We start from the raw sequence: 13595 nt of genomic DNA, 5'->3' as shown, positions 1-13595 counted from the left end.
TAGTTGGTAATAGAAGTTTATACGGTGCTTGAAAACAGAAGACGGTTAACAGATAAATGGAAGCCTTTTTTATAACATGTGATATTAGCTTTTATAGCAATCCTTTTTCCTTAAGGCTAGTGAAGACGCCATCGCCGATTATAACACGATCCAGCATTCAATACCTAGGATTTCACCGGCCTCAGCTGACCGCCGGGTTACATCAATAATATCCTGACTACTTGGAGTAGGGTCCCCGCTGGGATGATTATGCACTAGAATTACTGCGGCAGCGCTGTTTTTAATCGCAGACTTAAAAAGCTCTCTGGGATGGACGGCTGATGAATTTAGCGTGCCTATCGATATCGTTTCAATTTTAAATATCCGGTTTTTGGTATTTAACAATATAACCCGGAAATGCTCCCTATCCAGAAACCTCATCTCATTCAGTAATAAGTTGTAAGTATATCTTGTGGGGACCGTACATACTTTACTTCTGTATTTATAGTAAAGGCGTAAAGTTAAAGGGCGCCGCTGTTATTAACGGCGCCCTAATGGCTTAACAAATACTGATATTTTCTTTGGATTCGAGCACATTAGAAGCCTTAGTCCTTTTAATAAATTCAGCAAGTTGGCTACGTAATACAGAAAGCCTGACATTTAATAACTTCTCATATTCCAAGGCCCGCCGCTGTATGTCCTGGGCCCGGTTGGCCATGCGCTGTACGGCTTCAATGTTAATGTTCTTGTTAGTTGAACTTAACTGTTCAGCGAGTTCGGCTACCATTTCATCCAGTTCAGCACCAAGTTCCGAATTTACGCGCCGGGCAACCAGTTGTCGCTGTTCTGCGGTATCTACAATAGGTATGAGGTCCATACAGCATTCCTGGGTAGTGGAATAGGGTTTTAGGTCTTGCAGCAACCCCTGTAACCCAAGGAGTGTACCGTGAGCCCTTTTGGGGATGAATTTTCCCTGGGAGCGGGGAATGATTCTCACCGGGTTTGTGGAGCGAATAACCTTGTTGACGATATTACGAATGGTGTCCCGGGTATGGTAGTTTACGTATTCGTTAAAGGTGGTAACAGTTTGTTCCAGTATCTTTTGGTAGTCCAAGTCGGTTAAAAAGCCATTCTTACATTGTATCCCCATGGATTCCTTTTCTCGATTAAAGACCATCTTACCAACAGTAGCATATTCCAAAACTTCATTCCTCGTATCCACGACCTCCCGGACTAACAGCCGAACTATTTCTTTTATATCACTTTTAACTTCTCTCACCATGAGCCTTGCGGTGTACTGCCTGCCCTGCCAGTTAACGATTACGGTTTTTTGTGCTGATGCCGTGGCCCGACGGAAAGCATCACAAGCTCTGATCTCATTAGGTAGAAATTCCTTTGGTAAGCCGTGTTTATGCCATAGCTTGGTCAGGTCGGCCTTGTGTATCCGTAGTTCAGGGATAGAGTGAAATTCCAGGTAGCCTAGCAGGCAGTCGGGATTTAATTGAATGTTCTTGTTAGAACTGACAGCAATAATAGACATGACATTCACCTCCGTAAAATGTTAGGGACGGGCCCCTTTAACCAGGCCCGTCCCGTAGTAGCTTATAAGGTAGAAATTAACCTTTCAGCGACATCATCGTTTAAATCCGCCAGGTTGGAGATTAGTATTACCTCATCCGAAAATTCCTGGACAGATTCAATATCCTTGCCGTCGGTGTCTATTAGCACGGTAATAATAATAAACTCCTTTTGTGCTTTTACCCGGTTAATTTGAACCAACAATTCTCCCGGAACCCTACATTTCCCGTCTGTTATAAATACTACGTCAGCATGCTTAAATCGGCTGGTGTTAATAAGTTCCAGGCTTTTCTCAAGTGGAAAAGTAAAGGAAGTTCCGCCACCTGGGAACGTTTCGGCCACGTCAATTAACGAGCTTGGGTCCCATGTTCCGCGCGGAATAATCCAGGTGCCCACCAACTGGCTGTTAAATAAGATACAGGCAAAATCCCGTTTCTCCCGCTGGGCAACCTCGGCCAATGCCACCACCATAGCTTTGGACCATTCCTCTGGTTTTCCTCGCATGGACCCAGAAACATCACAGCATACCACCATCGGCCCGTGGCCCATGGGAGAGGTACCGTCACACCGGTATTGAATTAATTCCCGCTGGTGATAACGACGGTAGAAGTCTTTCCGGGTTACATTATTGGCTAAAAGCATCATTTCTGAGGGAAATACCTTTTCCAGGTCATTCCCCACTGATACTTCTTTAATACTAGAGCCATCAACACCTTTTTTCATACACTTAATTGCCACCTGCCGCAGCCTTCCTACCAGGTCAGTAAGGTGCTTTAGCTTGGGGCTGCTGCGTAGTCTTTCCAGAGCTTTTTTCTTACTTTGATAACTGATACGGGCGTTAGGATTACCTGGCTCGATACACCAAGTTTTGCCCATTTTTATAGTTTCTTCAACTTCTTTACGGGCTGACTTGCATACATCATAAAGCTCGCCCTGGCTGACATTTGGCATTTTCTTAGCCACTTCAGGGTTAATGTTGCAGGTACCAGTATCTTGCTGTTCATCATCACAAGTAGGGTGGTTGCCGCCTTGATTATTATTTAGCTGCTCTAACTTTCCCAATATCTTTTCAACCAGAACTTGGGTCCCCAGGCCCGTCCCTACGCTATCCAACCGGGTCATGGAATGCAGGCGCTTGAAGTCCTCGTTTTCCATCATGGCAACCAGTATCCGTTTGTTCGGCAGGTATTCCGGCTTGATAACCTCATCGGGATTTAATTCCGGGTTCAGCTTAAAAAGGGCAAGGTATATGTCTTGGGCAAGGTTATCAAAAGTGGCCAGAGAGTTTTTACCCCTGACCACTATTTCTCTCAGATTTGGTGAAAAATCCAGCATGTCTTGGTAAAGGTCGGCATCATACATCTCCTGCTTAATGACCTGGGTTTTATATCCGGGTTTCTGGGATAAACCAAATAAATTGGGAATATTCTGAGCCTCAGCCATATTATTACCTCCTAAAACGGCGCTTGTAGCTCGTCATCTTCTCCGGGGTCTCCAATCCCCAAACATTCACGTAACATCTTTTGGTTTAACCGGTGAACCCGGGAACGGACATATAAAATCTCAGAGTTATCAAATCCGGCTTCCCGGGCCTGCTTGGCCAGTTGCGTTAGCTTATTCATAATTTCTTCATAATGCACTTTGGCTTCTATGGCCTTGTTAGTCTTTTCTGTGCGGTCTTCAATATCTTTCACTGACTGGTGGATTTCGGCTATGCGTTCCTTTAATTTCTTAAGTTCCAATTCGTAGGGATTTACTAGCTTACCGATTTCTTCTTCGATCACATCCAGTTCTTCCAGCCGCTGCCATAATACATGGGTGATGGCCCGGAAATCCGATAATGCCACCCGGTCTCTGTTATTTAATGCTGCCTCTGCCTGTAATACTTTCATAGAAGCAACGGCCCGGCGGTCGGAAATAGTTATACCGTGGTTAATTTCTAATTCCCGCAGCAGCTTTTCAAAGGTACGATAAACCATGTCCGGTATGGCTACTGTGTTTATATAAGAGGAAAGCATCTCCAGTTCCGAAATGGTAACCGTGGTTTTAGGATGCTGTTTTACCGGGTTTGCCCGCTGGGAAACGGTCATTTGCAGCATCTTCACCCGGTTTGAAGGGTCCTTAATCCTATTCACTTGATGTCGGAAAAGCAGGCGGTCATATAGGGCTGAGAGACTGTCATCGTCAAGCATCTCATTTGAGGCCGCTACTAAGGTTCGTAGGGGAACCGGCACTGGTTTGCCATCATTATGGAAGATACGTTCATTTAGTATAGAAAGCAGAATATTAAGCACCGGCTCATTGGCCTTCCCGATTTCATCGAGGAATACCACATGGGCGTCCGGTAGCATGTTAGTTGACTTACGGATAAATCTATCCTGCTCCATGGCCTTAATTGAATAGGGGCCCAGCAGGGCGGAGGGGTCTGTGGTTCTGTTCAATAACCATTCAAAGAAACGCCCGCCTTCGATATGACTGCAGCAGGCCCGGGCCAGCATACTTTTTCCACTACCCGGAGGTCCGGCAAGAAATAGGTGTTCACCTATGCACAGGGCCCGGATAAGGTCTTTAATAACCGTTTCCCGTTCCACAAAAAAGGCATTTAATTCTTGCTTTATCTTCCTGAGCTTTTTTACTGTATTAAAGGCAGCGGTGGATATATGGTTATCTTCTGGGACTACGGCAAAACTAGATTGGCCACCCCTGTTGGGGGTGGCCAAATTATCAACTCTCATCACTGATCTCATCACTCCCTTTCTCTTTTACTGATGGCGGGTTCGCACTGGGCCCGTATTCATCATCTTCGGTTAAAGGATGACCGCAGTAGGGGCAATTGGTGTTGCGGAGTTTAGAAAGGGGAGAGGCGGAAACACTCCATTTACCGCATTGACGGCAATAAGTCCAGTACATATTTATTTCCTTCTGCAAGTTAAAGTAATAATATCTACCAATTTAAAGGTGCCCTTGCTGATTAGCTGAATGGTACTCAACGCAACGGCCAGGATGGTTCTAAGGCTGAAATCAACTAATGTTCTCCAGTGCTCATGGGTTAAAACAGTGGCTTTGTTTTGTTTCCAAGCCAAGCAAAATCACCCCCTTGGAATTAATAAAGCCCTGCCCGGTGGCATTTAGCCAACACCGGGCAGGGCGGTGTTTAGTTCTTAAGCAACGTGGTCCTGTTTCATACTGTCGCGCAGCTTCTTAACAAAGGCCTGTAGGCGCTCCGCTGAAGTGTTTTTAATGCCTTGGATAAATTCCGTAATCTCTTCATGGTTAAGCTCAGCCGGGTTATTTTTATGATACTTAAAATACAACAGCAGGTTAGTATCTTGCCGGGATAAACCTTTACTGGCAGCGGCTTCATAAATATGTTCAGCTGCAGGTGTGTTGTTTTCACCTTGCTGCTGGGATTTTCCGTTAAAAGGGTGATGATTACCAGTAGTCTCAACAGGACTGTCACTAAAAGAATCCCCCTCATCCAGTTCATCACAGAACTGGGTTCCAAATCCTGCAAGGGCCAATGCCCGACCTATAGCCTGAGTTTCAGCTTTTTCCGTATAATCCTGAAAAGCGGAGGCCAGTACCTGGCGTCTTGCTTGCGCGAGGCGTTTACCTCCGCTAGAAGGGTCGCTGTCATATACGATAGCCTCTATCCGGGCCAAATGATCAGTTACAGCTATTTCCCGGGTTTCAATAAAGCCTTCGGGATATACCTGCCGGAACCAGACAATCCGCCATTTCACGTCCAGGTACTGGTGCTCTTCGGTTACCCATTTATCCTTGCCCGTACTTGGATCTTTTACTTTCCGCCTCCTTATTATTGTGCGTAAATGCTGGGTTGGGTTAAATTTGTCAGTCACGATTATCCCATCCTTTCTTTATTTTATTTAAATCCTATTTAAGGGCGGCCTCGTTATACTGGGGCCGCCCTTAATACCATCTTCTAACGGTTTACCTTAGATAAGCGTAACTCTGCATGCTTCAAGCTGGTGTAGCGGCATAAAAAAGCGGCCACTTTACGTGACCGCACCTTTACCTTCAGTTCTCTATTGGGGCCCAGGAAAACCGGGATTTTATATTGCCGCCCTTTATACCTAACCTTTATAACTGCGACTAGGCTTTCTACCTTTAGCGGCTTTCCTGACCAGTTGATGTTTACTAAGCTGAGGCCTAATTCTTTGGCGGATACCGGAGGTAATTTCCAGTACCACGCATTCCGGTTTACGTGCTGTAACAGTACTTGTTTGGTAGGAACTTGACTGTTATCAGTATAGAAGGACATCTTTTCCTCATGAATTGTCTCGTCTGCTGTTTCTGTGACCGATGACCGGTTATTTCCCAGAAGGGAATAAGTAAACCACTCTGGCGGTTCTACCGGAATCAATTCTGATTTTTGAGGGTCCTGCCATATATACCGTTCAGCAACCTTCTCTCCTGTGGCATTAACTTTAAACTCCCCGGTAACCCGCCAAAGCAAAAATGCCGGGATAATATAAAACTTACCGGTAGTTTCACCAACAGCCAGTACCTTGGGGCATTCTTTTCGGGTAACCTTTTTAATGCCGTTAAGAGTGCTTATATGCCGGGTATAAGTTCGGCGGGGGAGGTCAGCAACTACGAAGACAAACTCCTCCAAGCCTTCCATTGGGATGTCATAGGAACTGTCGCTGTAGACCGCATAAAGATGCCTGTCCTTGGGCTTAATCTTTTTTAGATTGGATATCGGGATCAATTCACTACGATAACAATAAAACTCTTTGAGCTGCTCGTACGGAAGCAGGTGTTCTTCGGAGAAAGTATCCAGGTTCAGGTCAAATTTGATGGGGCAGTCAACATCGATATTAGAGAGTAAGCGGCATTTCCAGATATTATCGTTACCTCTGTCAATAACCTGAACAAGGCCATATTCCTGGTGGTAGAATAATTCTTCATAACGTAATTCTTCTCGTTGCTGCTCTTCTTTCATTTCTTTTTCTCTTTCAACAATAAAATGCGGTAGTGGTAGCTGGTTATACCAAAGCTCCCAAAGAGTAACAACATGTGAAGTGCCATTGCTGTCTATAACAGTTGCCTGGCTGGTGTGGACCGGGTCGGTGCCGGGAATAGACTCTTTCTCCCTGACGGAAACGAGTTTTACTTCACCCAGTTCTGCATGAAACATTACCAAATCAGTATGGCCGTAGGCCGGGTATGGGGTTACGTTATGAGTTTTCATCTAAATCAACCTCCTTAGAAATAATTATCCCCGGCATACGAGCCGGGGTGATGCAGTAGCCTTCACCAGGTACGGATAAAATACCAGGAGCTTCCATTCACCTCCTTTCCTTGATTATCTCACGCACCCCCTGGGGTGCCGAACAAGCTGAAAGTTTTTAAAGGGTTTGGTTAGGTACCGCCGGAAATTCTCACTTGTTTTAATGTCCTTTAGGGGCCGTTATGTAAGATTCTTATCAATAGGTTCCATTTGAATAGGCTTACTTTGATAAACAAGGCCTATTTTTTTGTACTTGCATGCCTTATTATCCCGGTCTTGTAAATACCAGTAATTTAGAGGAGTTTTTATATTCTTTTAGAATTAAGTAATAGAGTTATATTTTGGAATTAGTTTCAAACTTTATAATTTTGTAACTTAGAATAGATAAGTCTTAAATTTAAGGAGGAATGAAGGGGATAAATGAAGCTGGAAGATCTGACCAGGGGCACAATGGTTAAAGGCATTTTGCCCGATGCTCCGGTCACCATTATTGATGTCACCTGGTATGGTACCGCTGCGGTAGAAATAACTTACAAAGACCAGCAGGGGCAAACCGGCCAGGAACTACTTTACAGGGATAGAGAAGCTTTTTTGGAGCTTGTTTCTCCCGGGCAAACTTGGCAGTTAGATGCTGACGGAGGAAAGTTCAGACTGGTTTCCGAGGCATACCGCATCAAGCTTGCCCACCTATTTGATCCTATGCTGGCGATACATACATCTCAAATAGAACCGTTACCCCACCAAATAACTGCCGTTTATGGTGAAATGTTACCCAGGCAGCCTTTGCGGTTTTTGTTGGCTGACGACCCGGGAGCCGGAAAAACTATTATGGCAGGTCTTTTTATTAGGGAGCTGTTCATTCGGGGCGATTTGAAGCGTTGCTTAATCTGTGCCCCGGGTAGCCTGGTAGAGCAATGGCAGGATGAGTTATCAAGTCGCTTTCAGTTACCCTTTGAAATCATCTCTAGGCAATCCGTCCAGGATAGCCGTACCGGTAATCCCTTTGCAGAGAAAGACTTGATTATTTGTAGGATGGACTTTTTAAGTCGCAACGAAGAAATTCAGGAAAAGCTGAAACAAACTGACTGGGACTTAATTGTTGTGGATGAAGCCCACAAAATGAGTGCGTCCTTTTTTGGGGGAGAGGTAAAAGCTACTAAACGTTATAAGCTTGGTAAACTTCTGGGAACTCTTACCCGGCACTTTTTGCTTATGACGGCTACTCCCCATAACGGCAAAGAAGAGGATTTTCAACTCTTTATGGCACTTTTAGACGGAGACCGCTTTGAGGGTAGGTTTAGGGATGGTGTTCATGTCGTAGATACTTCCGATTTAATGAGGCGTCTGGTTAAGGAGCAATTGCTGAAATTTGACTGTACTCCGCTTTTTCCGGAACGAAGGGCCTATACAGTTACTTATAAACTTTCAGATCCGGAAGCGGTATTATACCAAGAGGTAACCAAATACGTGAGGGAAGAGTGGGACAGGGCCGATGCTTTAGAAAACGAAGGGCGCAAAGGCACAGTTGGCTTTGCACTGACCATTTTGCAGCGTAGGCTGGCCTCTTCTCCTGAAGCTATTTACCAATCCCTACGCCGGCGTCGGGAACGACTGGAAAAGAGATTACGTGAAGAAAAACTAAACAAGCGCGGAGCTGACTCAGCCATAAATTTAACCTGGGACATTCCCATTCTTTCCGCCGAAGACATTGAGGATATTGAGGATTTTCCGGGGTCCCGAGAAGAGGAAGTCGAGGAACAAATCGTTGACCAGGCTACAGCAGCCCGAACTATAGCTGAACTAGAAGCTGAAATTGCTACCCTAAAAAGACTGGAAAAAATGGCCCGCAAACTCTGTAAAAGTGGTCAGGATAAGAAATGGGAAGAACTTTCTAGTTTGTTACAGGGGCGGGGCTCTATTAAGGCTGTGGATCAGGTATTTAATAACCAGGGGCACCGGCGTAAACTTGTTATCTTTACCGAACATAAAGATACCCTTAAATATCTGTATCGTCGTATAACCACCCTGTTAGGGCGAGAAGATGCAGTGGTAACCATTCATGGTGGGATGGGCCGCGAGGAGCGTAAAAAGGCCCAGGAACGTTTTACCCAGGATAAAGATGTCTATATATTAATAGCAACTGATGCCGCCGGCGAAGGTATAAACCTGCAGAGGGCCCACCTAATGGTAAATTATGACTTACCCTGGAATCCTAACCGTTTGGAGCAAAGATTTGGTCGTATCCACCGTATTGGCCAGACAGAAGTGTGTCACCTATGGAACCTGGTAGCGGAAGAAACTAGGGAAGGCGATGTCTTTATACGCCTGCTGAATAAACTAGAAACCGAGCGGGAAGCCTTGGGTGGTGCCGTTTTTGATGTACTGGGCAAAGTATTCCAGGGAACCCAGCTTCGCCAGCTGCTTATGGAAGCTATCCGCTACGGTGAAAAGCCCGAAGTACGCGCTAGACTTAATCAAGTAGTAGATAATGCCCTGGACCGTAACCGTATTACAAAATTATTGGAAGAAAGAGCTTTAGCCCGGGACAGTATGGATACTAGTAAAGTGTTAGCCATTAAAGAGGAAATGGAGCGGGCAGAGGCTCGAAGGCTGCAACCTCATTTTATTTCTTCCTTTTTTATAGAGGCATTTAAGCTGCTGGGTGGCAATATAAGAGAGCGGGAGCCCCGGCGGTATGAAATTACTCATGTACCAGCCATCATTCGCCAGCGAGATAGACAAATTGGTACTGGCGAGCCTGTGCTCACAAGGTATGAGCGGGTATGCTTTCAGAAAGAGTTAATTAATCAACCTGGTAAACCTATGGCCACATTCATATGTCCGGGCCATCCATTGCTGGACAGTGTGGTTGATTTAATTATTGAGCAATACCGCGGCTTATTTAAGCAGGGTACTGTTTTAGTAGATGAAAAAGATATGGGTACTGAGCCCCGGGTCCTGATTTACCTGGAACATAGCATTGTTGACGGGCATACCGATGCCAGGGGAAATCGCAGGGTGGTATCCCGGCAAATGCAATTTGTAGAGATAGACCGTAATAACCGAGCCCGGCAGGCCGGTTATGCACCTTATTTAGATTACAGGCCCTTGAAACCGGAAGAATTACCCTTAATGGAATCATTAGATTTAGGCCATTGGGTGCGCCAAGCCTTGGAGAAAGTTTCAATCGATTATGCCATACAACACATAGTGCCCCGGCATCTGGCCAATGTCAAAAAGCGCAAGGAAGAAATGGTCAACAAAATTATGGTTGCGGTCAAGGATCGGCTAACTAAGGAAATCGCTTATTGGGACCACCGGGCCGAAGAGTTGAAATTACAGGAGGAAGCAGGGAAAGTCAATGCTCGTTTAAACTCAGCAAATGCCCGGCGCCGGGCGGATGAATTACAGGCTCGCTTAACTCAGCGGCTCAAAGAGCTGGAGCTGGAAAAACAGCTTGCTCCTCGGCCACCGGTTGTAATAGGAGGGGCCCTGGTGGTTCCGGCAGGGCTGTTGGCTTCGTTAAGGGAGGGGCGGCAGCCTGACCCGGGCCTTTTTGCCGGGGAGACGCGGGTTGTGGAAAGGCTGGCCATGTCCGCCGTTATGGAAAAGGAGAGGGCTCTGGGCTTTGAGCCGAGGGATGTATCCGCTGAAAATTGCGGCTACGATATTGAAAGTAGGGTACCAGGAACGGGCAAGCTGAGATTTATAGAGGTTAAAGGGCGGGTAGCCGGGGCCAGGACCGTAACTGTAACTAAGAATGAAATTCTCACGGCTTTAAACAAGCCGGAGGACTATATTCTGGCCGTGGCCATTATTGAAAATAATCAGGTGGCATCATTAACTTATATCAAACAACCCTTTACAACTCAGCCGGATTTTGCTGCTACCAGTGTAAATTATAAGCTTGATGAATTATTAAACAGAGGAGAGCGAATGATATGAACTATAGGAAGAAGCTTATTGAAGTAGCATTACCTTTACAAGCAATTAATAAAGAAAGTGCCCGAGAAAAGTCTATTCGCCACGGTCATCCATCAACTTTACATTTATGGTGGTCCCGCAAGCCTTTAGCTACCTGTCGGGCGGTGCTTTTCGCCAGCCTGGTGGACGACCCCGGTGAATATTTGGAAGGAAAAGCAGCGGACGAAGAACGCCGGCGTTTATTTGGCCTTATTGAGGAATTAGTTAAATGGGAAAACAGTGGAAACGAACAGGTCATCAATAAAGCTAGGCTGGAGATTGCCAAAAGTGTGGCGCGACAAAAAGGGATAACTCTACCCGCTGACATTGAGCCGGAACAGGTAAATGCTTTTCTGGCCGAGCATGCTCCACCGGTACTGGACCCCTTTGCCGGGGGTGGTAGCATACCCCTTGAAGCACAAAGACTGGGATTAATGGCCTGTGCCGGTGACTTAAACCCGGTGGCAGTGTTGATTAACAAAGCGTTAATTGAAATTCCCCCCAGATTTGCCAACCTGCCCCCGGTGAACCCCGAGGCCCGGCGGAAAATCGGTGGGACGGCAGATTACCGGGGTGCTGCCGGGCTGGCCGAAGATGTACGTTACTACGGCCGGATGGTACGGGATATGGCTTACGCAAAGATTGGCCATTTATACCCCAAAGTGCAATTACCCAAAGAATATGGTGGCGGGGAGGCCAATGCGATTGCCTGGCTGTGGGTGCGAACGGTTAAGTGCCCCAACCCGGCTTGTGGTGCCCAAATGCCTTTGACCAGTAAGTTTTGGTTATCCAAGAAGAAGGGCAAGGAGGCCTGGGTGGAGCCGGTGGTGGATAAGACGGTGAATCCCCCGAAGGTTAGTTTTAGTGTCCGGACCGGCAAGGGGACACCGCCGAATGGCACAGTCAACCGCCGGGGGGCTACCTGCTTGTGCTGCGGCACTCCGGTGCCCTTTGATCACATCCGGGCCGAGGGCCGGGCCGGGCGTATGCAGGCCCAACTGATGGCGGTGGTGGTCGAAGGGCACCAGGGCAGGGTGTATCTGGCGCCCACAGAGGAACAGGCGGCGATTGCAGCCGGGGCGGTGCCGGAATGGCAGCCGGAAAGTGATTTGGTGGGTAAGGCTGCAGTTAATGTTCCGCTATACGGTCTTACCACCTTTGCCGACCTTTTCACCCCCCGTCAACTGGTGGCCTTAACCACCCTCAGCCAGCTGGTTAACCAAATCCGCGAAATAGTATTGCAGGATGCTCTCGTTGCTGGCATGGCCGGTGATAACATCCCCCTGGCCCGGGGCGGCACCGGGGCTGTGGCCTATGCCGATGCGGTGGCAACCTATTTGGCTCTGGCGCTGGATAAGTTGGCAGATAGAGGTTCGTCCATATGTTCCTGGGATGTAAGTCGTGATAACATTCGCAATACTTTTGCCAGGCAGGCAATACCCATGAACTGGGACTATGCCGAAGGAAATCCATTTAGTGAATCCACCGGCAACTGGCACTCCTGTGTCAACTGGGTGGTTGAAGCAGTGGCAGCTGCTCCTGCTAAAACCGCAGGACGAGTGCAGCAGGGCGATGCTGCGTCTATATTAAGCGAAGCAACCCAATCATTGTTTTCCACAGACCCACCCTATTACGACAATATAGGTTATGCTGACCTGGCGGATTTCTTTTACGTCTGGCTCAGGCACACCTTAAGGGATATCTACCCGGAATTGTTCCGAACACTACTTACTCCTAAGAACGAAGAACTGGTGGCCACACCTTATCGCTTTGGAGGCAGCAGGAAAAAAGCTAAAGAGCATTTTGAGCGAGGTTTACATAAAACTTTTCAACATATGTGCAGCCGGACCCATCCTGACTATCCCGTAACCGTTTACTATGCCTTTAAACAAGCGGAAAACGGCGGGGATGCAATTGCTAAGGAAAACGGCAGTCAGGTGGTGGCTTCTACGGGTTGGGAAACCATGCTCAACAGCCTGGTGACATTCGGTTTTCAAATCACCGGCACCTGGCCCATGCGTACGGAGTTAACCAATCGCCCGGTGGCTTCCGGCACCAACGCCCTGGCTTCCTCCATCGTGCTGGTTTGCCGTCCCCGCTCTTCGGACGCCCCTGTGGCCACCCGGCGAGAATTTCTCTCAGTCCTTAAGAAACAGCTGCCAAAGGCTCTGAAAAATTTGCAGCAGAGCCACATTGCCCCGGTGGACCTGGCCCAAGCGGCCATTGGGCCCGGCATGGCGGTATTCTCTTCTTATAGTAAGGTGCTGGAAGCCGACGGCTCTCCCATGACCGTGCGTACCGCTTTGGCCTTAATTAATCAAGTACTGGATGAATACCTGGCCGAGCAGGAGGGGGAATACGACAGCGATACCCGCTGGGCAGTGGCCTGGTTCGAGCAGTACGGCATGGCTGAAGGCCCGTACGGGGATGCGGAAACTCTGTCCAAGGCCAAAAACACCAGTGTAAGCGGACTAGTGGACGCAGGCATCGTCGCCGCCAAGGGCGGGAAGGTAAAACTCTTGGCCCGGGCAGATTATTCCGAAGATTGGGATCCGGCCACCGACAGCCGTTTAACTGTCTGGGAGGCGGTTCAGTACATGATTCTTGCTTTGGAGAAATTTGGGGAAGAGGCCGCGGCCCGCTTATTGAAAAAACTTGGTCCAATGGCAGAGGCGGCCAGGGACCTGTCGTACCGCCTGTTTACCGTCTGCGAGCGAAAAGGCTGGGCTGGCGAAGCCCTAGCCTACAACAGCTTGGTAGTTGCCTGGCCGAGGCTGCTGGAATTAGCCGCCCAACTGACGGACCAGCCGCAATAGGGGCC

Annotated in this window: 9 protein-coding genes and 1 pseudogene; 2 read left to right on the top strand and 8 right to left on the bottom strand. The window is 47.6% G+C overall.

Annotation, left to right across the window (positions count from 1 at the left end; translation table 11 throughout):
* Positions 1 to 91: 91 nt before the first annotated feature.
* The 8 genes and pseudogenes from radC to ACX4JR_RS13385 all read right to left on the bottom strand — a co-directional run.
* A pseudogene (gene radC, locus ACX4JR_RS13420) lies at positions 92 to 464 on the bottom strand (RadC family protein); the annotation flags it as partial.
* Positions 465 to 538: 74 nt separating this feature from the next.
* A complete protein-coding gene (locus tag ACX4JR_RS13415) occupies positions 539 to 1519 on the bottom strand; it encodes a DUF6744 family protein (protein ID WP_476058529.1) in 981 nt (326 codons plus the stop codon).
* Positions 1520 to 1581: 62 nt separating this feature from the next.
* On the bottom strand, positions 1582 to 3000 hold the full coding sequence (locus ACX4JR_RS13410) for a vWA domain-containing protein (RefSeq protein ID WP_476058528.1): 1419 nt from the start codon (positions 2998 to 3000) through the stop codon (positions 1582 to 1584).
* An 11-nt stretch (positions 3001 to 3011) separates the two neighbouring features.
* Entirely contained in the window at positions 3012 to 4292 is a 1281-nt protein-coding gene (locus ACX4JR_RS13405) for an AAA family ATPase (RefSeq protein ID WP_476060567.1), read from the bottom strand.
* On the bottom strand, positions 4282 to 4467 hold the full coding sequence (locus ACX4JR_RS13400) for a hypothetical protein (RefSeq protein WP_476058527.1): 186 nt from the start codon (positions 4465 to 4467) through the stop codon (positions 4282 to 4284). Before ACX4JR_RS13400 ends, ACX4JR_RS13405 begins: the two co-directional genes overlap by 11 nt.
* Before the next feature lie 2 nt (positions 4468 to 4469).
* Positions 4470 to 4640 carry a hypothetical protein gene (locus ACX4JR_RS13395; RefSeq protein ID WP_476058526.1) on the bottom strand — a complete coding sequence of 57 codons (171 nt, stop codon included), beginning with the start codon at positions 4638 to 4640 and terminating at the stop codon, positions 4470 to 4472.
* Positions 4641 to 4718: 78 nt separating this feature from the next.
* On the bottom strand, positions 4719 to 5417 hold the full coding sequence (locus ACX4JR_RS13390; RefSeq protein ID WP_476058525.1) for a hypothetical protein: 699 nt from the start codon (positions 5415 to 5417) through the stop codon (positions 4719 to 4721).
* Between the two features lie 83 nt (positions 5418 to 5500).
* The gene (locus tag ACX4JR_RS13385; protein ID WP_476058524.1) at positions 5501 to 6772 is read right to left on the bottom strand and encodes a hypothetical protein; all 1272 of its coding nucleotides are present in this window, start codon (positions 6770 to 6772) and stop codon (positions 5501 to 5503) included.
* Positions 6773 to 7231: 459 nt separating this feature from the next.
* Between ACX4JR_RS13385 and ACX4JR_RS13380 the strand changes: the two genes are divergently transcribed.
* Positions 7232 to 10756: a helicase-related protein gene (locus tag ACX4JR_RS13380; protein WP_476058523.1), complete on the top strand. Its 3525-nt coding sequence runs from the start codon at positions 7232 to 7234 to the stop codon at positions 10754 to 10756.
* The gene (locus ACX4JR_RS13375; RefSeq protein WP_476058522.1) at positions 10753 to 13590 is read left to right on the top strand and encodes a DUF1156 domain-containing protein; all 2838 of its coding nucleotides are present in this window, start codon (positions 10753 to 10755) and stop codon (positions 13588 to 13590) included. Before ACX4JR_RS13380 ends, ACX4JR_RS13375 begins: the two co-directional genes overlap by 4 nt.
* Positions 13591 to 13595 lie beyond the last annotated feature (5 nt).

It is taken from the genome of Desulfofundulus sp. JL263-se, from assembly GCF_056316025.1.
Note: the sequence above shows the minus strand (reverse complement) of the source record. Positions and strands in the feature narration are given on the sequence as shown.

What these genes read in the sequence shown, in the direction of transcription:
- ACX4JR_RS13415 (WP_476058529.1), bottom strand. Translation starts at nt 1,519, where the DNA reads ATGTCTATTATTGCTGTCAGTTCTAACAAGAACATTCAATTAAATCCC.
- ACX4JR_RS13410 (WP_476058528.1), bottom strand. Translation starts at nt 3,000, where the DNA reads ATGGCTGAGGCTCAGAATATTCCCAATTTATTTGGTTTATCCCAGAAA.
- ACX4JR_RS13405 (WP_476060567.1), bottom strand. Translation starts at nt 4,292, where the DNA reads ATGAGAGTTGATAATTTGGCCACCCCCAACAGGGGTGGCCAATCTAGT.
- ACX4JR_RS13400 (WP_476058527.1), bottom strand. Translation starts at nt 4,467, where the DNA reads ATGTACTGGACTTATTGCCGTCAATGCGGTAAATGGAGTGTTTCCGCC.
- ACX4JR_RS13385 (WP_476058524.1), bottom strand. Translation starts at nt 6,772, where the DNA reads ATGAAAACTCATAACGTAACCCCATACCCGGCCTACGGCCATACTGAT.
- ACX4JR_RS13380 (WP_476058523.1), top strand. Translation starts at nt 7,232, where the DNA reads ATGAAGCTGGAAGATCTGACCAGGGGCACAATGGTTAAAGGCATTTTG.
- ACX4JR_RS13375 (WP_476058522.1), top strand. Translation starts at nt 10,753, where the DNA reads ATGAACTATAGGAAGAAGCTTATTGAAGTAGCATTACCTTTACAAGCA.